This window comes from Methanobrevibacter sp. (genome assembly GCF_015062935.1).
Lineage (GTDB): Archaea > Methanobacteriota > Methanobacteria > Methanobacteriales > Methanobacteriaceae > Methanocatella.
This window is the reverse complement of sequence record NZ_SUTM01000031.1, coordinates 1-21,153: the sequence shown is the minus strand read 5'-3', so window position 1 is coordinate 21,153 and position 21,153 is coordinate 1. Positions and strand designations below refer to the sequence as shown.

26 protein-coding genes are annotated in these 21,153 nt (G+C 33.5%); 20 read left to right on the top strand and 6 right to left on the bottom strand.

From position 1 onward, the window contains the following. Window positions 1–423: 423 nt before the first annotated feature. Window positions 424–807, top strand: a complete 384-nt coding sequence (locus tag E7Z81_RS11370; protein WP_292747920.1) for a nuclear transport factor 2 family protein — start codon at window positions 424–426, stop codon at window positions 805–807. A gap of 95 nt (window positions 808–902) precedes the next feature. Here the strand turns inward: E7Z81_RS11370 and E7Z81_RS11365 are convergent, their stop codons facing one another. After that, a complete protein-coding gene (locus E7Z81_RS11365; RefSeq protein ID WP_292747918.1) occupies window positions 903–2,012 on the bottom strand; it encodes an aldo/keto reductase in 1,110 nt (369 codons plus the stop codon). A 117-nt stretch (window positions 2,013–2,129) separates the two neighbouring features. On the opposite strand from E7Z81_RS11365, the gene E7Z81_RS11360 reads away from it, so the two are divergent. Genes E7Z81_RS11360 through E7Z81_RS11350 form a run of 3 tightly spaced genes read left to right on the top strand, consistent with a single transcriptional unit; the run spans window position 2,130 to window position 4,142 of the window. After that, window positions 2,130–3,008, top strand: coding sequence for a radical SAM protein (locus tag E7Z81_RS11360; RefSeq protein WP_292747916.1), 879 nt, complete (start codon window positions 2,130–2,132; stop codon window positions 3,006–3,008). After that, window positions 3,008–3,541, top strand: a complete 534-nt coding sequence (locus tag E7Z81_RS11355; protein WP_292747914.1) for a flavodoxin family protein — start codon at window positions 3,008–3,010, stop codon at window positions 3,539–3,541. Before E7Z81_RS11360 ends, E7Z81_RS11355 begins: the two co-directional genes overlap by 1 nt. A gap of 58 nt (window positions 3,542–3,599) precedes the next feature. Beyond that, entirely contained in the window at window positions 3,600–4,142 is a 543-nt protein-coding gene (locus E7Z81_RS11350; protein WP_292747912.1) for a TMEM175 family protein, read from the top strand. Between the two features lie 38 nt (window positions 4,143–4,180). Here E7Z81_RS11350 and E7Z81_RS11345 read toward each other — a convergent pair whose 3' ends face one another. Then, window positions 4,181–4,636: a hypothetical protein gene (locus tag E7Z81_RS11345; protein ID WP_292747910.1), complete on the bottom strand. Its 456-nt coding sequence runs from the start codon at window positions 4,634–4,636 to the stop codon at window positions 4,181–4,183. Between the two features lie 81 nt (window positions 4,637–4,717). Here E7Z81_RS11345 and E7Z81_RS11340 point away from each other — a divergent pair, with 81 nt between their 5' ends. Then, a complete protein-coding gene (locus E7Z81_RS11340; protein WP_292747907.1) occupies window positions 4,718–5,251 on the top strand; it encodes a flavodoxin family protein in 534 nt (177 codons plus the stop codon). A gap of 33 nt (window positions 5,252–5,284) precedes the next feature. Beyond that, a complete protein-coding gene (locus E7Z81_RS11335; RefSeq protein WP_292747905.1) occupies window positions 5,285–5,476 on the top strand; it encodes a hypothetical protein in 192 nt (63 codons plus the stop codon). A 37-nt stretch (window positions 5,477–5,513) separates the two neighbouring features. Here the strand turns inward: E7Z81_RS11335 and E7Z81_RS11330 are convergent, their stop codons facing one another. From E7Z81_RS11330 to E7Z81_RS11320, 3 genes are read right to left on the bottom strand one after another with little or no spacing between them, the layout of a single operon-like run. Then, entirely contained in the window at window positions 5,514–6,164 is a 651-nt protein-coding gene (locus E7Z81_RS11330) for a hypothetical protein (protein WP_292747903.1), read from the bottom strand. Between the two features lie 32 nt (window positions 6,165–6,196). Next, a complete protein-coding gene (locus E7Z81_RS11325; RefSeq protein WP_292747900.1) occupies window positions 6,197–6,724 on the bottom strand; it encodes a TIGR00730 family Rossman fold protein in 528 nt (175 codons plus the stop codon). An 11-nt stretch (window positions 6,725–6,735) separates the two neighbouring features. Next, complete coding sequence (locus E7Z81_RS11320; protein ID WP_292747898.1) at window positions 6,736–7,290, bottom strand: DUF2115 domain-containing protein; 555 nt, start codon at window positions 7,288–7,290, stop codon at window positions 6,736–6,738. A 78-nt stretch (window positions 7,291–7,368) separates the two neighbouring features. Between E7Z81_RS11320 and E7Z81_RS11315 the strand changes: the two genes are divergently transcribed. The 11 genes from E7Z81_RS11315 to E7Z81_RS11265 all read left to right on the top strand — a co-directional run bounded on the left by E7Z81_RS11315 (window position 7,369) and on the right by E7Z81_RS11265 (window position 16,346). Next, window positions 7,369–8,013 (top strand): hypothetical protein, encoded by a 645-nt coding sequence (locus tag E7Z81_RS11315; protein WP_292747896.1) that lies wholly within the window; start codon window positions 7,369–7,371, stop codon window positions 8,011–8,013. A 69-nt stretch (window positions 8,014–8,082) separates the two neighbouring features. Continuing rightward, window positions 8,083–8,550 (top strand): hypothetical protein, encoded by a 468-nt coding sequence (locus E7Z81_RS11310; protein WP_292747894.1) that lies wholly within the window; start codon window positions 8,083–8,085, stop codon window positions 8,548–8,550. Between the two features lie 116 nt (window positions 8,551–8,666). Next, window positions 8,667–9,119: a nickel-responsive transcriptional regulator NikR gene (nikR, locus tag E7Z81_RS11305; protein ID WP_292747892.1), complete on the top strand. Its 453-nt coding sequence runs from the start codon at window positions 8,667–8,669 to the stop codon at window positions 9,117–9,119. A gap of 16 nt (window positions 9,120–9,135) precedes the next feature. After that, window positions 9,136–9,903, top strand: a complete 768-nt coding sequence (locus E7Z81_RS11300) for a methyltransferase domain-containing protein (protein WP_292747890.1) — start codon at window positions 9,136–9,138, stop codon at window positions 9,901–9,903. 69 nt (window positions 9,904–9,972) lie between these two features. Beyond that, window positions 9,973–10,401, top strand: coding sequence for a hydrogenase maturation peptidase HycI (hycI, locus tag E7Z81_RS11295; RefSeq protein WP_367263287.1), 429 nt, complete (start codon window positions 9,973–9,975; stop codon window positions 10,399–10,401). Next, a complete protein-coding gene (locus E7Z81_RS11290) occupies window positions 10,398–11,492 on the top strand; it encodes an acetyl-CoA carboxylase biotin carboxylase subunit family protein (protein ID WP_292747886.1) in 1,095 nt (364 codons plus the stop codon). Before hycI ends, E7Z81_RS11290 begins: the two co-directional genes overlap by 4 nt. 63 nt (window positions 11,493–11,555) lie before the next feature. Further along, window positions 11,556–12,638 (top strand): phospho-N-acetylmuramoyl-pentapeptide-transferase, encoded by a 1,083-nt coding sequence (locus E7Z81_RS11285; protein ID WP_292747924.1) that lies wholly within the window; start codon window positions 11,556–11,558, stop codon window positions 12,636–12,638. Window positions 12,639–12,662: 24 nt separating this feature from the next. Next, window positions 12,663–14,093, top strand: a complete 1,431-nt coding sequence (locus E7Z81_RS11280; RefSeq protein ID WP_292747884.1) for a Mur ligase family protein — start codon at window positions 12,663–12,665, stop codon at window positions 14,091–14,093. Window positions 14,094–14,174: 81 nt separating this feature from the next. Further along, window positions 14,175–14,618 (top strand): hypothetical protein, encoded by a 444-nt coding sequence (locus E7Z81_RS11275; RefSeq protein WP_292747882.1) that lies wholly within the window; start codon window positions 14,175–14,177, stop codon window positions 14,616–14,618. After that, window positions 14,615–15,880, top strand: coding sequence for a hypothetical protein (locus E7Z81_RS11270; protein ID WP_292747880.1), 1,266 nt, complete (start codon window positions 14,615–14,617; stop codon window positions 15,878–15,880). The genes E7Z81_RS11275 and E7Z81_RS11270 overlap by 4 nt, the downstream gene beginning before the upstream one ends. A 34-nt stretch (window positions 15,881–15,914) precedes the next feature. Beyond that, window positions 15,915–16,346, top strand: a complete 432-nt coding sequence (locus tag E7Z81_RS11265; RefSeq protein ID WP_292747878.1) for a DUF356 domain-containing protein — start codon at window positions 15,915–15,917, stop codon at window positions 16,344–16,346. Here the strand turns inward: E7Z81_RS11265 and E7Z81_RS11260 are convergent, their stop codons facing one another. Beyond that, window positions 16,347–16,835 (bottom strand): multiprotein bridging factor aMBF1, encoded by a 489-nt coding sequence (locus E7Z81_RS11260; protein WP_292747875.1) that lies wholly within the window; start codon window positions 16,833–16,835, stop codon window positions 16,347–16,349. Between the two features lie 180 nt (window positions 16,836–17,015). On the opposite strand from E7Z81_RS11260, the gene E7Z81_RS11255 reads away from it, so the two are divergent. From E7Z81_RS11255 to E7Z81_RS11245, 3 genes are all read left to right on the top strand, one after another. Further along, on the top strand, window positions 17,016–18,254 hold the full coding sequence (locus E7Z81_RS11255) for a proteasome-activating nucleotidase (protein ID WP_292747922.1): 1,239 nt from the start codon (window positions 17,016–17,018) through the stop codon (window positions 18,252–18,254). Window positions 18,255–18,399: 145 nt separating this feature from the next. After that, entirely contained in the window at window positions 18,400–19,518 is a 1,119-nt protein-coding gene (locus E7Z81_RS11250; RefSeq protein ID WP_292747873.1) for a PH domain-containing protein, read from the top strand. 30 nt (window positions 19,519–19,548) lie between these two features. Next, entirely contained in the window at window positions 19,549–20,586 is a 1,038-nt protein-coding gene (locus E7Z81_RS11245) for a TIGR01177 family methyltransferase (protein ID WP_292747870.1), read from the top strand. Window positions 20,587–21,153 lie beyond the last annotated feature (567 nt).

Sequence of the window (21,153 nt, the reverse complement as noted above, 5' to 3'; positions counted from 1 at the left end):
CATACAAAAATTAAAGACTCACTAATATTAAATTAACAACTTCCCCATTTATAAAGAAATAGTAAGAGAGCATATGAGAAGTATTAATTTTCCAATATTAATATGAAAATCAAAAAGTATAGTGAGTATAATAATACCCCCTAAATACATTATAAAAATAAGCTTATTTTAAAAAATAACTAATTATATAGACAATTAACAAAAGTATACCCAACTTTTCGATTCATCCCCGACTTGCAGAAGTCGAAGTATTCCCGAATTTTAAAGATAAAACCCATTTTCTGCTGAAAAAATCCAGTGAATCACTTACCGGGCAGATATCTTCAATATTCATAATTATAGATATGTTGGCATTATTATAAATCAATTAAGTAATTTTAAAATTACGGATTATTTTTAACTATAATGAAACTACTAATAATCATGAGATCTGATATTAGTGAATATGAAGCTGTAGAAAAAGCAGCAGAAAAATTTGTAAAAAGTGTGGCTGAAGGAAACAGTAAATATGCTAGAGAACTTTTTGTTGATGAAGCAGTTCTTTTCGGATATTTGGATGGTGATTTGGAACATGGTTCTATTGAACAGTTCTATGATAATGTTGACAGTGTAGCCGCTGGCGATGAATTTAAAGGAAGAATTGATGTAATCCTTTTAGAAGAAACTTTAGCTGTTGTTCGTGTCCTTGAAGAAAGCTGGGGTGGCCGTATTGACTTCACCGATGTTTTACTTATGTTAAAAATGGACGGTGAATGGAAAGCAGTTGCAAAAGCATACAACCAAAATTCAAACACCATTCAGGAATAATTTTTTTTTAATATTAAAAGCATATGTTCCAGACATTGAATCTTTAATTTCAATGTTTTGGAAAATAAAGAATTTTAGGGAGTAATTAATCTCCCTTATTCAAATAGCTCGGCAACATCAATCAGTAACTCCGGAATGTCCAGCTGCTGAGTACAGATGTCTATGCAGCTTCTGCATTGGGTACATGCAGATGCAGGTGCCTTGTCTGTTGTGATGGTTGTATAATTTGCAAAATTGGCTACTAGGGAATATAATTTCTCACTGTTGTATAAATTGAATAAATCAGGAATCGGTATATTTTCCTCACATTCCTTTACACAGTATCCGCAGTAACTGCAGTCAATAGCCAGTGTCTTTTTGATTTCACGAGCCATTTTCATCAAAAAGCGATGGTCTTCTTTTGTTATTTTTTCGAAGTTTTGGAATGTTTCACAATTTTCCTTCATTTGTTCTACTGAACCCATTCCGCTTAAAACTACTGAAACGTTTTCCTGAGAACCTGCGAATCTTAAAGCCCACTCAGCAATTGATTTATCTGAATATTCTTTAAATTGTTCTTTTACGCTGTCTGCAATATTTACAAGAGTTCCGCCTTTAATTGGTTCCATGACGATTATTTCAATGCCGTATTTTACACATAAATCATGGCACTTTTTAGACTGAACCCTTTGGTCTGCCCAGTCCATATAGTTTAACTGTAGCTGCACCACATCGATAATGTCTGAGTACTTTTCTAAAATTTCCTCAAGTAAATCCGCCTTGTCATGGTAACTGAATCCTATTTTTTTGGCAATGCCTTTTTCTTTCAATTTCTTGAGGTAATCAAAGGTTTTAAATTCTTCCACCAAATTTATAAACGCTTTGTTTACGTTATGTATCAGCAAAACATCAAAATATTCTATTCCTAATCTTTCAAGCATCATGTTGACATATTTTTCATTGTCATCTTCACATGTAAGTAACCATGTCGGTATCTTATCGGCTATTCTGAATGAGTCTCGTGGATATCTTTCAACCAATGCCTTTTTTAAGGCATTTTCCGATCTTTCACCATGATATGCATATGATGTATCAAAATAATCAAAGCCCTGTTCCATATAATAGTCAACCATTTGTTTAAACTCGTCCATGTTTATGGATGCCGGATTTGCAGCGTCAATCTGTGGAAGTCGCATTGCACCAAAACCTAAAATACTATCTTTCATATTAAATCTTATTTTAAATGAAGTATTTAAAAATGTTGTATTTGTAAACATTTTTTCCTTAAAGTGACAAAATTATTTAACATTGTTTTGAGATAAATCAAAATTGGAGTTAAATTTATGCATTATACTGGAACTGTTTATAGAAACCCATATGAACCGCCATCCCCTCTTCTTGAGATTACACAGGGATGCAGTCATAATAAGTGTAAATTCTGCAATATGTACTCTTCAGTAAAATACAGGCCATCTCCGATGGATTGGATTGAAGAGGACATCAAAGAGATTGCATCTGTATATCCTGAAACGGATAGGCTGCAACTTTTAAGTGCAGACCCTTTTGTATTGAGTTTCAATAGGTTAAATGAAATTTGTGATTTAATAAACAAATATTTGCCGAATATTGAAATAATGACTATGGCAGCACGTGTTGACAATATTAAGGACAAAAGTGTTGAAAAGCTTAAAATCCTTAAGGATAAGGGAATTCTTGAGTTAAATCTGGGAGCCGAAAGCGGAGATGATGAAACACTTAAAAGCGTAAAGAAAGGTTATGGAAGTAAAGATATTATAGAACAATGTGAAAAGCTGGATAAAGCAGGAATAGATTACTGGTTAACTTTTTTAAATGGTATCGGTGGTGTTGAACTGTCAAAACAGCATGCATTGAATTCAGCAAAGATATTCAGCCAGGCTAATCCTACAGTTGTCGGAACTGGAGGTTTGGTTCTTTTTGAGGGAACTGGACTTTTGGCATTATATAAACGGGGAAAATTTCATCCTCTGGTTGAAAAAGAATTGATGCATGAGTTGCTTTTGTTTATCGAGAATTTGGATTTTGACGGACGATTCATTACTCACCATACCGTATCAATGGATTTGAATAATGTTAATTTCAAACAGAATAAAGAAAAAATTATTAAAAATCTTCAAAAGGGAATAGATAACCTGGATATGGGCATGTTAACTAAGATTAGAAATAATAAAAGGGGATTATAATGGATATTGTAGCATTAATGGGTTCACCTAGAAAGCATGCAAATACGGACATGCTTCTTGATGAAATGATAAAAGGGGCTCAAAGCAATGGTCATAATGTAATTAAACATTGCATCAGTGATTTGGAAGTGCATCCATGTAGGGGATGTGGTGTCTGCGTGAGCGGAAGAGATTGCGTATTTGATGATGATGGACTTAAAGTAACACATGAAATTGCCGAAGCTGAAGGATTGATTGTATCAACTCCGATATATTTCGGACAGATGACCGGAGATTTAAAGGTGTTGCTGGACAGGCTTTTTGGAATTACAAATAATCCATTTATTTCATTATCTGGTAAAGTTGCATTAATATTTACTCATTTGGGTCCTGAAGGATATTATGACTCCTATATTGAGCTTACCAAAATACAACCATTTCAAATGAACATGCATTATCAGATATTGGACGTTCTCGATGTTGGAAATTTAGGAGATGTTCGAAACCAGCCTGAAAAATTTGCTGAAGCTTTTGAGATTGGAAAAAAATTTTAAATAATTCTTAAAACAATTGGTTATTATGAAAACTAAAAATTATATGCCCACCAATCGTTTGGAGGCATTTTATGATGCAATTATTGCAATTATAGTGACTGTTTTAGTGTTGGAATTACCTCAACCTGCCGATGCTTCACTTGCCGCATTATGGGCAATAAAAAACTCTTATTTTGCATATCTTATTAGTTTTTTAGTATGTACTAACCTGTGGCAGTATCATCATTTAATTTATAATCATGTTGAAAAGATTAATCCAAGAATTATTTGGCAAAATATTATTTTGCTACTTATTGTTTCGTTAATTCCTTATCTGACAACTTTTGTTGCGAATAATATATTTTCACTGCTTGCCCAATGTTTATACGGTTTGGATTTCATTTTAATTAATGTTCTTCATTATGTCATGGCCAAATCATTAATTGGAATTAATTCTGAAAATCAAGAGTTGAAAGAGGCGTTAAACGTTAAAAATGCAGTTATAATTCCGTTGATTTTCTTCGGTGTTGGTTTGGTTGTGGCGTTTTTAGGTCATCCGATTGCAATCAGTATTTGTTGCTTGATTACAATAGTCCGATCAATAGTTTTCACTCTAAAATAATTTTATTTTTTAAAAAAATTAGAATAGCCTCAATGAGGCTATTTTAAAGTTTTAATAATTTCGGTTATTGGATTGTCCTCGTTTTCACCAGGCTGTTCGCTGCTTGGGATGGTGTAAGTAATAACACAGTATTTCCCATCTTTCATTTGGAAGTTGTAGCTATATACTGTAAGACCATCTTTTTCGAAGTTTTGTTGAGTTACTGAATATCCTTCTGCGTCGTAGGTATTTTCACCAAGGAATTCATAGCCTTTTGATTCCAGGTTTGTTTTTGCATCATCGCTGTTGGCAACACTGTCTGAAAATAGCACAACAATGGCATGTGTGTTGTCTTTTTCAAATACTGCCTGTGTGTCGGAGGTGCTGTTTACCTTAAAGTCATCCGGATAATCAAAAGTGTAGTCTCCTACACTTGCACTTTCTGCTGCAATAGCTGTAACGCTGCATGCTAATATAAGTACGGCTAATGCTATTATTATTGATTTTCTTTTCATTTTTTTATCCTCCTAATTATAAGTGATTAAAAGTATATATCTATAATTATTTAAATAGTATATATTAATGAGGTTGAGATTATGGAAATATTGGTTTTAAAAGGAAGTCCAAACAGAAACGGCTCATCAAATATGCTTGCCGAAAGTTTCATGAAGGGGGCACGTGAAGCAGGCCACAATGTTGATGAGATAGATGCTGCTCATGCAAATATTTCTCCATGCATCGGATGTGTTCATTGCGGTTATGAAGGAGAATGCAGTTTAAGCGATGATATGGATGAATTCAGACAAAAAATACTAAAGGCGGACATGATGGTCTTTGTCACTCCATTATATTACTATGGAATGTCAGCTCAACTCAAAATTCTTGTGGACAGGTTCTGTTCAAGAAATTTCTCAATTCAGCAAAAGCACATGAAATCAGCTCTTTTAACTGTTGCATATAACAGTGATGATTGGACATTTGACGCTTTGGAAGCTCATTATGATACATTACTGAGATATCTTAATTTAGAGGATAAAGGAAGAATTTTAGGCTATGGCTGCGGAACTCCATCCATGACCAGATTTTCAAAATATCCTGATGAAGCTTATGAATTGGGAAAAAACTTATGAAATGAAAAGATTAAAGGGTTGTCTGGTGATAAAATGAAAATGCATAAAATTTGTCCAAGATGCGGATCTAGAAATGTTGATTGGATTATTCCTCAAAATTGGTCACAATGTATTTGCAGGGATTGTGATTACACCGGTCCTATAATTGAAGGAAATGATGAATTTGCAGAGGAAATCCGTGAAGCTTATATTGAATCTTTAAAAAATGATGATGATGAAGAATAAAAAATAGTATAAAAATATTTTTTTGTGCTGCATTTCTTCATTCATTTAAAATAATTGTTTTATCAATCATTTCAATTAATATCTTATTTATAGGATTTTTAAGTGATAATGGGTGTTCTTTTTGATATTTTATGCTGAAGGGCATAACTCTAAAACTGGACATGCACTGGTCAGTTGACCTGAGAGCGAAGTATGCCTTGTATTCTCCGTCAATGATATTTATCATAAGTCCCACATCCTCTGTGCGGTCATGTCCGGCTATTCCCTCTTCGGCAAAAACTCTAAATTTCTTCACGCCGTCTGCTGTAATTAATGCATATTCGACAGGGTATTCCAGTTCATCTTCTTCCAAATCATAATCGTCATATTCGATTATTTCCATACATTCGCTGTCCGGAATCATCAGATTGCTTGCACAGTATCCCAAAGAGATATAGATGCCGTCGTGGTCAAGTGCCTTGGATATGATGTCAAAGTAAAGATTATCTAATTTCATTGATTTGTATCTGTCTCCGAAGATTTCAGGCACCATGTGTGTCATTCCGCCTTCTTCTATAACTGTACAATAAAAGTGTTCTTCACCTAAATAGCCTGCTGTGGCTGCCTTTTCAATTGTTTTTTTAATGTCTATATTTCCCGCATTTTCCAATCTTTGCACAATTTTCAAAGTTTCATCATCACTTATCATAGGCATCATCTTTTTTTAAAATTTAAGTTATTTCATTCCAGATATTCGAATATTTCTTCAATGTTGCTTGCTGTTTTAAAGATTTCATCCTGCTTGTATAAAAAACCCTTCTCGCCCATTTCTTCAATCATTTCAAACATCTTATCAAAGAAATTTGCAATATTGAATACAATAATTTCCTTATCGTGCTGTTTTAATTTTTTAAGGGTGATAATTTCAAAAAATTCATCCAGTGTTCCTATGCCTCCCGGAGATATGATGAATGCATCTGAATGTTCAACAAATTTGTTTTTTCTTTCATCCATTGAATTCACATAAATGAATTCACTGCAATCTTCACAGAGAGGCTCGAAATCTCCAATCCATGGAGGTGCTATTCCAAGGGATTTTCCGTTATTGTCATGGACTCCACGGGCACAGGCCCCCATCATTCCGGTGTCACCGCCTCCAAAGACAAGGGTATGGCCATGCTTGGCAATCTCACATCCTAACTCATATGCATTATCGGTATAAATTTCATCTATTTCACGGCTTCCTGATCCATAAAGACATATGTTCATTTTCATCAACTCTAAATATCCGGTGTCTGTTCTGCAAGACATAAATGACAGATTGCATTTTCATTATCTTTTTGATTATCCTTAACTGGACAAAAGAATGTACCGTTCCTTTCTTCCACTGCTAAATTTCCTGGAAATTCACTGCCTACCGGATGAATAGGTTCTTCCAGGATAAATGTTGTGTAAAGAGATGTAATGACGTAAATAAGGGGGAATTTATTGTCCTTATCATTGGATATGCTTTCATTTTTAAATGTCCTTTCAAGCAGGTGGAATGATTCATCCAGTAATTGCTTGTTTATGATTGCTGAGCTTTCATAATCCTCTTTTTCAAGCACTTCCCTCATGCGCAATACGAAATATTTTATGTAGATTTTCAGGTATTTTTCACGGTATTGCGCTTGAATATATTCCCCATCCTTTCGTATATGCACTGTAGCCATCATTAAATCATTCACTGAGATGATGTGAGCATATTTTTTCAGAAGCATCATTAATTCTTTTTTTGTAATTTGGGTTTGTTGGGATAATTCTTTAAGTTCGATAAGGATGTCTTCAGCTTTCATAATTAAATTTTAAAATTTTATAAATAAATACTTTTAATATTGCAGTTGTATAAAATGTATAATGGGAGTTGATTAAAAATGGCTGAAAAGTTTATGGAGATTTCAAAAGAAGATATTGAAAATATCGAAAATGCTTTAAAAACTAATTCTGATTATAAATTAAATAATACTAAATTCAATACAAATACCTTTGAAAAAGGCCAGGATGTTGTTTTAGTTCAATATGTGGCCAATGTTGAAAACGAATTGGTATTTCAAACCAAAAAGGAAAACGGGAAATATTACATTTCAGAGACTTTTGATTTGTTCATCGATAACATAATTAACGGTAATGTCTCAAGAGATGTGTTCCAATCTGTTTATCAGTATTTCCATCAGGTAATTGCTGATGAGGAAAATGATTTTGCTGAAGAAAAGGAAGAACTGATTAATTTCTTAATGTTGACTGAAGAATATGATGAATCACAGCTTCAAACAGGTTTGGATCCTGTAAAAATACGTCAGGATTATAAAAAGGATCACGACAGGATTTACGGTGACGAATCTTTAAACCGTGTTCAAAGGAGTTTGGCTTTAAAAGAACTTTTACACATGTCAATTTGCCAGGTTGTAAATGATTTGGATTTATTTTTCACAAGGCCTCATGATTTGACTCCTGAAGAAAATGCGGAGAAAAACAGGCAGGAAGCTAAAGCATTGCAGAATGAAATGCAGTTATCCTAATCCAATCATAAATATTAAGTAATATTAAATTATAAAATATTATTATAAAAACTAAAGTTGAATGATTATATGATTACCATTACTAAAAAAGAAGAAGTTGTTTTAGACCAGATAAGGATATTTAATCTCGAATATCCCGATGGAATCCCTGTTTCTGTCCTGATGAAGGAAGTGGGGTTCCATGAATACGATTTAGTTGAGATTTTAGAAGAGCTTCAATTAAAAGATTTGGTTGTTTTTAAAGACAATAAAGCTAGTTTGTCCGAACATGAAAAGGAAATTAACACAGTTAATTCCAAAAAGGATGTGGAGGAACTAGAATTAAACATGAAAGAAAAAGAGTCATATAAGTTAATTCAAGAATTGGTAGATGACAAAAATCTTGTTTCCAAATATACTCTGGAAGGTCATTTGCTTTATGGCGATTTAGACCTTACTAATTTTAGAATGTATCATATTATTTTATCTCTTCAAAATAAGGGACTTTTAAAATCCATTGTTAAGGATGACGGCGAGTATTATCTTCTCGTCGAATAATAATTTTTTCTAAAAGTCTGTTTATTAAAGTAATATTTTTTTACAAATTAATCATAATATTTATATACATTTAAAAATAAAATACTTATTAATTAATTTTAAAGTAGTGTTTTTTTATGATGAGAATAAGTATGTCATTACCTAAGAAATTATTAGCAGATTTTGATGAAGTTCTAAAAGAGAGAGGTTATCAGTCACGTTCAAAAGGAATTCGTGATGCTCTTCAAGATTATATCGTTAGATACCAGTGGATGAATTCCATGGAAGGTCAAAGAATAGGTATTATCACTGTTATTTATGATCATCATTATACCGGCGTAATGGAAAGCCTGGCAGATATTCAACACAGTTTCAGAAATGAAATCAATACCAGTATGCATATCCACATGACCGATAAATACTGTATGGAAATTGTTGTTGTAAACGGAGACATTGCAGAAATTCGTGATTTAACTGAAAGAATTATGAGACTTAAAGGCGTTGAACATGTAAAACTCACCAGTACTGCAAATGGTGAGGAATTCAACGAACCTGGTCATTCTCATGGCCATGCTCATCACTACCATTAATTCTTTTTTATTTCTCATGAAATTCAAAACTACTCCCTACCATTTTGACTTGCTTAAAGATTCTGAAAGACTTGCGGGATTTTTACAGGCAATTAGAGATTATGAAGGAAAAATGGATTTGGCTTATGATTTAGGTTGCGGTAGTGGAGTATTATCTTATTTTTTAAGTGATTATTTTAAGGAAATTGTAGCTGTTGAAATTGAAAAAGGCACATATGACTGTGCAAAAGAAAACCTGTCTGATTTTGAAAACATTCAGGTTGTCAACAGTGATGTTTTAAATTATAAGTTTACTGAAAAGGCTGATTTGATAGTCTGTGAAATGATGGATACTGCTTTAATAGATGAGGAAGAGGTTCCGGTTTTAAATCATGCCAGACAGTTTTTAAAAAAAGACGGTAAAATAATTCCTCAGGGAATAATCAACTCTGCTGAACTAGTCAATATGCAGAGGGAATATGTCCATTGGGATGAAAATGCAAAATATGAAGAGATGTCCCGGCCCGTTATTTATTCTGAATTTAATTTTTTAGAGGATATTAATCCTGACTTTGAAGCAGAAATACTTTTTAAAGCACTGCATGACGGAAAAATCAACGGATTGAAAATAACCACATTCACTAAACTCAATGATAATTTAATTTGCGGCCCAACACCAATGTTGAATCCACCATTATTAATTCCATTGGAAGAAAAATTTGTAAAAAGCAATGATTTAATAAAAGTAAAATTAAAATATATTATGGGAAATGGAATTGAAAGTATCAAATCTGAAATAATTTAAATGGTGGTCTATTTGTCTTTTGAATCTCAATTAAGTTCTTTTTTACAAGATTTTGAAAAATTAATCATACTGGGAGTTGGCAATGAGCTCAAATGTGATGATGGAGTAGGTCCATATATAATTAAGAAACTGAAAGAAGAAAACATTGAAGATAATGAAAAGATGCTGTTTATTGATGCTCAAACAGTTCCAGAAAATTTCACCGGTAAAATCCGAAAGGAAAATCCGTCCCATGTGATAATTGTGGATGCATGTCTGATGGACGGTGAACCGGGAGATATTAAAATTGTCGATAAGGACGATTTTGCTAACATAGGCATTTCAACCCATTCAATGTCATTATCTTTTTTTGTAAGATATCTGGAACAGGGAACTGATTTTAAGATAATTTTTGTTGGAATAGAACCAGAATCCATGGATTATGATGATAAACCAACAGCCAATGTTGAAAATGCCGCTAATGACTTTATTAAAATATTAAAAGGGATTATTGTATGAAAATTTTATTTATTGGTTCAAGATTATATGATGATGTTGACTGGTATGTCAAAGAAAAAGGCATAGAAAGCGTACTCACAGAATCAAATGAGAATGCTATTAATCTGGATTTACCTGACCAGGTTTTCATTGTTCCTCGTGGAATGGATGGGCCTAAACAGGTGGCATTAATGCAGAATGTTGATGCAATCATTCCTCTGATAGGTATTGACCCTCCGCTGATTGATGTTGCACACATGAAGGAGGAAGTCGAAAAGGAACACGGCATTCCTGTGATTGCAGCTGATGTTCGTGCAGTTGAGTTAACATCCAATAAAATTAAGACAAAAGAGTTTTACAATGACATCGGTGTTGTAACTCCAAACTATCAAATCCTAACAAGTCCTGATGAATTGACTTTGGATTTTCCTGTTGTATTAAAACAGGGTGAAGGCCAGGGAGGAAAGGATATTAAGGTAGCAAAATCGATTGAAGATGTAAATGAATATTTCAATGATTTTAATCAGGCATTATGTGAAGAATTCATTGAAGGATCTGAAATTTCCATAGAAGTTTTGGGATTCAACGGTGAATACGTTGCACTGCCTCCTATTTATAAGGGTGAAACAACTATTGAAGGAACACACCCGTTAAATAAAGTAAAAACAGGTCCGTGCATGGTTAAAGGATTGGACAATAATCTGGTTCAGCATACTGCATATAAGGTGGCTAAAAACCTAAATTCAGATGGTATTTTTGAAATGGATTTCATGTACAGTCCTAAAAATGACCAGCTGTATGCTATTGAGGTCAATACCCGTCCAAACGGTACAAGGTATTTGACAACAGCCACCTGTTCTGTGAACTCTTTATGCGAACTTATTAACATGGCAATAGGTGAATTTAGCTTGGCCAATATTTCCGATAAATTGGAGTATTATTATTCCACTGAAATTCCGATAGGAAATTATGAAGGTCCTTCTCCTAAAGAGCCTGTAAAATCATTTGCATATAATGATTTTGTTGTTCATGGTCCTGAAGGCTATCAGAGGGTGACTGCAAGGGCAAATTCAAAAAAAGAGCTTGAAGATTTAGTTGATAAATTAACTTAAATCTGTGTTATAAGTTATAATTATATACTACTATCGATAAATATTCTAATGATTAGAATATTTTTGTGTGGTAAGATGAATAATACAGATATGTTAATTCTTTTTTTAATAACATTGTGTGCTACAATATTCTTTACATGGTATATTAAAAGGATATTGCTTCAAGCAAAGATTGCTGATAACCCTATAGTTAGTGAACATAGGCATAAGAGCGGTACTCCTACAATGGGAGGTATTGCATTCTTATTTACAATTTCTTTAATTATAGCATTATATTATCAAAATACTCCTATTCTGATTGTTTCATTTATTATGCTCGCAGGAGGAATAGTTGGTTTAGTTGATGATTTAATCGGTTTGAAAGTTAAAGAAGTTCAAAAAATTGTTGTTAACATATCTAATGAAGTAATTACTCTTGGAAGATTGGATGTTGAACCTAATGAGGAGGTTCGTGTTGCTACTCCAAAAGCAAAAGCGGAAGTCGATGACTTGCTGGAAGCTGGCAAAGTAAAGGTTATTGGAGAAGTTCCAATCAAAACAGAACCTGAAGAGCTTGAAAAAATAATATGTCAAATTGTTTTAGGATTTATTTTAGCATTAACTGGTGTCATAACTACTTTAGGTGGTTTTGAATTAGGTATTTTAGCTATTCCTGTTGTAATTATAGGTGTTTTAGGATCAATTAATTCCGTTAATCTGATTGACGGTATGGATGGTTTGGCAGCAGGTATTGTTGGCATCGCTTCATTTGCATGCTGCATATATGGATATTTATTCGGACCTGCAACAATTATTCCACCATTTTTAATATTGACAGCTTTATGTCTAGGATTTTTAGTATTCAATAAATTCCCGGCTTCAATATTTATGGGGGATACAGGTTCATTTGTATTGGGAACAGGTTATGCTGCTGCAGTAATGGTATGTGACATACCTTACTTTGGAGTTCTTGTGTTAGGAGTTCCTATCATTTCTGTTGTGGTAAGTTTACTTCACAGAGCACATATTATTAAATTGCCTGTAGAACCGCTTCATCACACTTTAAACCATTATGGAATGTCTGAGATAAAAATTGTTCTCAGTTACTGGGCGGTTACAGCATTATTAGCTATTGTTGGTATTTTAGCTAAGATGTACTTATTTTAATTTTATCTTTTTTTTGGTGATTATATGGATATTCAAGATTTGGCTAGGGATATTGAAGGAAAACTTATTGGTAATGTTGATTTTTTCTCTATTGACGGATTTACCGGAAAATTTACATTCTTAAATGATGCTCATACTGGAGATATTGTTATAAGGCATTGGATTGATGCAAAGGGTATTGAAATTGCATTTCAAAAAAATATTGCATGCCTGATTACTCAGACTCCAAAGGATGGCGCTTGTCAAATGGCTGAAAAGTTAAACTTTCCGCTGATTATAACAGATAAAATAGAACTTGCAAATGCTTACGCACTGTCCCATACAATCGAGAAATTTTCTCCAAATTCAACAAATATTGTTATTACCGGCACTAACGGAAAGTCAACAACTTCACATTTAATCTATCATATATTGGACAATGCAGGTTATCATGTTCTTACCAATACTGACAGTGAATCCGAGTTCAATACTCTCATTGATCCTATGGTTTCTAAATTGATTTCCGATGAAGTTGCTGCAAACGGAGAGCTTGACTATCTGGTTATAGAGATTTCAGAAGTTCAGGGATGGTTAGGTCATCTGATGAAAAATCATGCAGCTTTAATGAGTGAGGCAGTTAGTCCGAAAGTTGGAGTAATTACAAATATTGCTATGGATCATATTGGTCTTGTCAATTCAATTGAAGACGTTTTTGATGAGATTGTAGCAGTTCCTAAAGCTATTGGTGACGGTATCTGCATACTTAATCATGATGATGAACTTGTAATGAAATTGGACGCCAAAAATCCGTTTTACACATCCATGTCCGAAATCAGCGAGGACAATTCAGTTTACTTTAACGGAAGTGAGATAGTATATGGCGGTCAGGTAATTTTAACCTATGATGAGCTTCCTTTCAAAAGCGCTCATTTCATACAAAATATCCTGTCAGCTATCGGCGCAACCATCTCTTTAGGTTTGGATATTAACGTCATTGCAGAAGGGGTCAAATCATACAAGGCATTGAATAGGCGTTTTGCAAAATTGAATGATTCCCCTTTGATTTTAGATGATTTTGCACATAATCCTGATGGGATAAGGGCAACCATTTCTGAGACTAAAAAACTCCTTGGTGAAAATCAGACATTATATGTCGTATGCGCCATCAGGGGTTCAAGAGGAATTGAAATCAATCAGTTGAATGTTGACGCTCTTGTCGAATCCATGGACGATAATATTCAGTTAATTTTATCTTCAAGCAATGATGTTGTAAACGATTTGAATTTTGTTGAGGACGGCGAAAGGGAAGTATTTTTCAACACATTAAATGAAAATAATGTGGAATTTATTCATTATGATAATTTAAAGGAATGTTTGGCTGATACTTACCAGAAAGCAGATAAAAATGATGTTATTTTATTGATTGGCGCTCAGGGAATGGATCCCGCTGAATCTATTTTAAATGATATTATATAAATTTAAATATCATATTAACTTAATATAATAAATGTATAATTTATTCTAGAATAAGAATAATATGCTTATGAGGATATAAACATGTTTATAAAGATTAGAAGAGACACATTAATTATTTTATTACTTGCGTTTATTTTGATTCTTTGTGGCCGTTTAATTACCTATGTGGCCTTTGCATCCTCTGATGAGATGAGTGACGGTACTCCAATATCCGGAATCATTGTTAAAGGAAATGATATTGTTCCGGTGGATACTATCAGGGCAAATGTGATGCAGGCCGGTTTCAGGGATGGTAGTGTAATTTATGGAGACATATTAAAAACTTCTAAACGGGAGGTATCTCTCCAGGACGCGCTGCAGACGGCTCAAGAATTTGCAGCACAATCGACGGTTCCAGGTACATCAGTTATGCCAATTACTGCTGCTGATGTACAAGTGGATAAAAATACTGGTGTAGTGACTGTTACAGTTATAGAAGACTTTTCTTCTGTTGAATTAGAAAATAGCACTAGGAGTAATAAATGAAATCTAGAAATTTTAAAGCATCCATAGTTTTCTTAATAATATTTTTAATGACTATGAGTAGCGTAGCAGCTACTTGTAACATTATTGTTATTACTGATCCTACTGGACAAGATCCTAACGGTGCAGCTGCAGGAAGTATGTCCTTTGCAGACAACATGTTCCAATCTACATTTTTAATGTCTAAGAATAATCAGTTTGCAGTACTCTCAGGGGGTACCGGTAGTTCTGATACCAGGTTGGATTCCATTGTTGATGCTGTTGCTACTTTAGAAAATAATGCATCAGCAGCTTCTGCGGCAGCTATTGCATCTTCATATGATGGTGCTCGTCTTCTCGTAGGTGGTCCGAATATGGGTGCCGCAATTGGTGGGTCTTTCGACGCATATGTAATTACTGTGGATGATGCAGCAAATACAATTAAGGTTACTCCGTATAACAGTGGTATAGCTACATTGCAGCCTGGTCAAAAAGGAGGTATTATTCACTTGAGGAACACTGACGGAAACCCAATGTATGGTACTGCAGATACAGTTAGAAAAGAAACTGCAATGAACATTGGTAAAATGATTAGGGACGGTTATCCTGCAACCACTATTCTTTCAGAAGCTATGGGAGAAGTAGCTAATGACTCTGGAGAAAAATACGGTGGGGGTGGTGTAAACCTCGTTTCCGGAATATCAACCGGTGACATGTTCACTCCTAAAGATATGAATGAATCAGGTTATCCTATGGATGAGGAATACTCCAAAGTCTGTGAAGACTGCGGATGGAGTGTCGGTTATCCTGCATCTGAAGGTTATGATAAATGTCCTGTTTGTGAAGGAGATTTAAGAACTGTTTATGCATATGAAGCTTTAGGAAATGCATTGACGGTCAGCCCTAATGCGGTAAGTGTATCGGTTTATGGTAGTGATAAGTCAGGATTGGCCTCAACCACAAAAGAGATTGTTGAAGCGTCAGTAGCCAAATATGGTTATGATGCATCTGCTATTGCAGGATCCATCAATAAAGGTATTAACAACGGTCTTTTAATGGGTGTTGACCATGTTGAACCTAAGGACATTAACGTAAAACAGGGTTCTAAAGCAGTTGGTGTTTATTATAATGCATTGCCTGGAGACAGATCTTCTCCTGCATGGGACTTGCCTATTGACGGTAACATTTTAAATATCTTAGGCAGTATCCAAACGGCTGTAGGTATTATTCTGATTCTGCTGGTTGTATTTAGAAGTAGATTATTAAAATCATTCCAAGAAAGGTGATTTTCACCTTTAATTTTTTTTATATTGTGATATTATGGCTTTAATTTTAGTGAGAGGAGAAAATAACTCAAAATTGCTCAGTGCTATTAATGATATGGAAAGGCATGCTAACTTAAATTTAGTTACAAAACCTAGAGTCATCGATTCTAATTTTGCAGATTCACTGGTGGAAGGTATACTCAATGCCAAACTTAAAACCAAATCAAATGTTGCAACCGCTTTTTTTGTAAAGGAAGATACTACTTTAAGCATTCTGCAAATTAAAAATATTCATCCACCTGCTCACGTAGTTGTTGTAAGTGATGAGTATGACGGTTATTCTCAATTAAAAAATAAGTTGGATGGAGCCGAATATTTTAAGGAATATCGTTCCGGCAAGGCTATAAATGAAGGGATGATTGATTATAAAATAAAAGGCAAGGACAGGTATGTCAAAAATGAAAAATTGAATAGTTATTTAAAATAACTATTTCCTTTTTATTTTCATTATATTTCCAAGTGTACGTTCGCCGGATGAACTGTTTATGAACTGATTCAAATCAACATTTTCTACTTTTTCAAGCAATTTAATATTCAATGCCTTTTCGAATTTTTTAGTGAGTTTTGTATCCGGTGTCATTTTTCCGGTTTCAATTCTTGTTATGACTGAAACTCTTTCATTTATTTTTTTACCTAAATCTTCACGGGACCAATTTTTAGATTCCCTGGCCTTTCTGATGGTCATGTCGAAATCTTCAATCAGTTCTTCAGAAGGTTCATCATTTCTTGAATAATTTCTTTTAGGTTTATTTGGTTGACGTTTGTTTTTTTGTTGTACGTATTTTGGTTTAGGAGGTGCCTTTTGGATTTTTCCAAGTTTGGAACACTCTTTACATACAATCATAACTGATCCTTCAATTTTAGCTCTTATTGGATTATGTTCAGGTACTGGTTTACCGCAAATTTCACATTCCATTTTAATCAGTTTCCTATATTTTTTTTTAATTATATTATATGATTTAACTTATTAATATTTGTTAGTATGTTCTAAAATGAATACCTTTAAATACTTTAAAATTACAAATTGTTATTAAAGTAACATGATGTATAAATTTATAACTAACTGGAGATGATTCACATGGATGATTTTGATGATTTGGAAAATTCTTCAAAAGAACAATTGATTGAAAAAGTAGAATCTCTACAAGAAGAAATAGATTCTTTAAGGGAAGAAAAATCCAAAGCTAAAAGTAACTTAATGTGGAAAGTTAGGAAATTAGAAAAGGATAAAGTCCTAATAGAAAATGAAAAAATTAGATTAGAAAGAGAAACCAAATCTTTACGTTCAGAAGTAGATAGGTTCAGGTCTCCTCCTTTAGTATTAGCAACAATTACTGAAGTGTTAGATGATAATAGAATGACTGTTAAAAGTAGCACCGGACCTAGTTTTCTTGTTAATTACTCAAAATTCTTAGATGAAAAATTATTAGTACCAGGTTCAAGGGTTGCACTCAACCAACAGACTTTCGGTATAGTTGAAGTACTGCCTTCAGAAAAAGATGCCAATGTTTCTGGAATGGAAATAGAAACAAAACCTGATATTACTTATGATAAAATCGGTGGTTTAGAAGAGCAAATCGTGGAAGTTAAGGAAACTGTTGAGCTTCCATTGACTGAACCGGAATTATTCGAGAAAGTAGGTATCGAACCTCCTAAAGGTATTCTGTTATACGGACCTCCTGGAACCGGTAAAACTTTACTTGCAAAAGCTGTTGCAAATGAAACCAACGCTACATTCATTAAAATCGTAGCTTCAGAGTTTGTCAAAAAGTACATTGGTGAAGGTGCAAGACTTGTTCGTGAAGTATTCGAACTTGCTAAGGAAAAGGCACCTGCAATTATTTTCATTGATGAGCTTGATGCAGTAGCTGCTAAAAGACTTAAAAGTTCCACCAGCGGTGACAGGGAAGTTCAAAGAACTTTAATGCAACTGCTTGCAGAACTTGACGGATTTGAATCAAGAGGAGATATCGGAATTATCGGAGCTACAAACAGGCCTGATATTTTGGATCCTGCACTGTTACGTCCTGGACGTTTTGACAGATTCATTGAAGTTCCTCTTCCAAACATTGACGGAAGAAAGGAAATTCTTAAAATCCACACCAAAAACATGTCATTTGAAGAAGCAGCAGATATTGACTTGCTTGCAGACTTGACCGACGGCCTTTCAGGTGCGGATTTAAAAGCAGTATGTACTGAAGCAGGTATGTTTGCCATTCGTGACAAACGTGACAAAATTACAGTAGATGACTTTATGGACGCAGTCGAAAAAGTCATGAGTAAAACTAATGAAGAAGAATTATACAACACCGAAGCAGGTGTAATGTTCGGTTAAATTTAATTCTTCTTATTTTTTAAAATAAGCCAATGATGAACCCTATGAGCTCTGATTGGTGATGAATGATGGGCGAGCTGAGGCTTATTTCTTAAACTTTTTTTTAGTAAAACTTTATTTAAAAGTAAGTTAAAATATTATAATTATGTTATTTAGTAAAAATGATGAAAGAGCTAATGAAAGAGTTCTTTATAAAACAAAGCCTAATATGTTTTTAGGTTGTAAAAAAGCTATTTATGGCGTTGTTTTATTAGCCATTGTTTTTTTTGTTTCACCTATGATAATTCAGTTTATCGGTGAAATGCAAGTTTATCTAATTTCACATATCAGACTTCCGTTAACAAGATATGCTGCAATAGCATTTTTTGTTGTTATACTGGTGGTCATTTTATATATTATCATGCAACTTCTCAGATGGTACTCAATTGAGTATACATTGACAGATACAAGAATCATAATTAAATCTGGAATATTGTCTACAAAGAAAAATTACATGCCTTATACAACCATTCAGGATGTAAACTCTTCTCAAAGCTTTCTTGCAAAAATGTTTAATGTAGGTACAGTTTCCGCATTCAGCGCTTATGACAATAATCAGTTGACACTTGAAAATATTTCCAGTCCGTCAAAGGTGGAGGAAATAATCTTTTCCAATATGATGGGTTATAGAAACTTCCAGGAACCTCCTAGGAATTTCATCAACAGGGGTCCTGAAAATAGGAGATATTCTTCTGCGAACATTCCTCAAAATGATTTCGTTGAAGATGAAATGTATTATGATGAGTATGAACCGATTACTCCAATAACCCGTGAAAGAAAAAGTTATCCCCGTAGGGAATATGAATATTATCCGGAAGAGTTCAGCTTTCAGGAACCTCCTTCCAAAAAATATGAATATGAACCCTACGATGAAGATTTTGAAAGGACAATGAATAGGGTTGCGGACAATTCCAATGAGTATAATGTTCAATATGATAACTCCCCAAGAAATTTTTCAAATGAAGGCTATTATGAGGAAGTAAATGACAATTATTCACAAAGAAGTGATGAATACTATCATGACCCTGAACCTCAAACTTATTATGATGAAGTAAGGGACAATTATTCACAAAGAAGTGATGAATACTATCATGATTATGGACCTCAAACTTATTATGATGAAGAAGTGGAAGAAACTCCTCAAAAAGAATCTCCTCAGGTAGATGAAAAAGAGGATTCCAGTGAAACTGTAATAAGAAGACATTTTGACAAGTTCAAAAAATAATTTTTTTTTAATTTTTTTAGGTGTATTTTAATGGAATTACTATGTATACAATCTCAGGAACATCCACTGTTGCCTCAGGCTGAACTTCGAGCTGTAATGGAATGTGAAAATATTGAAGCTGATGTAAATCCAGTAACTGAAGGATTAGTTGTACTGGAAAATATTTCTCCGGATAAAATTGATGAGTATTATGCAATTTTAACAAAAAGACTTGGTTATACTCATGAAGTTCATGAAATAATAAAAAAGTCATCTGTTGACTCATTAAATGATGATATCTCAGCAATTGACTGGTCAAGTTATATCAGTGAAAGTTTTGCAGTGCGTGTAAAAAGATTCAATTCTCAAATTGACACTGTTGCAACAGAAAGAAAGGCGGGATCTCTGATTTTGGAAAATTATAGTGATATTAAAGTTAAATTAAGAAATCCCAATTCATTGGTTCGTCTGGTGGCATTTGAAAATGATGTTTACATAGCCATTGAAAAGATTAAATTAAATAAAAAACATTTTCAGGACAGCAAACCTCACAAAAGACCATTTTTCTATCCTGGTTCAATGAGTCCGAAACTGGCAAGGTGCATGGTAAACCTGTCCCGAGTTACAGAAGGTCAGCTATTGCTTGATCCGTTTTGCGGAACCGGCGGAATCCTTATTGAAGCAGGGCTGATAGGATGTAAAGTTGTAGGATCAGATGTTTACTGGAAAATGAAAAATGGAACTTCAATAAATTTGGATTATTATGGGATAACAGATTATAGGACTTTCAATATAGATGTCCGTGAACTGAAAATGTATGAGAAAGTTGCTGCAGTAGTTACAGATCCGCCTTATGGAATTTCAACTTCTACTGGAGATATTGAAGGAAATGATATTTTTAAAGAATTCTTCAATTCAATATATGATAATATGATGGATGACGCATATCTCTGCATGGCCAGTCCTCACTATGTGGATTTAAAACCTCTTGCTGATGATGTCGGTTTTGAAATTGTCGAGCAATATGGAATTAAGATGCATAGAAGTTTAACTAGAATAATTTCAGTTATTCGAAAAAAATTAGATTAATCGGTTTTAAATAGTTACATTTATATAGTAGTTATTCAATTTCTCAATGGCTCATATAGGAATACGGGCTATTGTTTCTTATTTTATTATTTTAACAAACAATTAATTTTTATTTTGAATTTCTTAACAGTGTTAAAATTTTATTTTCTGTTTTTATTATGATTTATTTATTTAAAAATTAACGTAATTTTATAGTGTAATATCATTTAATAAATATTTTAATAAAATATTTTAATAATTTAATAGTTATTGCAATATTTTTTAATTGAATTTGTTACTAAAATTTGTCTGTCTAATAGATGTGCTATATGTTTTATGGCGTTGGTCTAAGTTTTATTGTATTAACAATTATGACAATGATGACTGCTTTTCCACATGTAGCTATACTTTAGTGAGTACTTGAATTTTCTCAAGTATGATGTTGGTTTTGTAGATGTGGTGAATTAGTTACAAATTAATTTGTTTCAAATTTAGTGTATACTCGTCTATATTTTTAGCGTACTTCATAATACTTATTATATTATGTCTGTTATGTGTTCAATTCTGTTTGATCCTGGCAGATGCTAC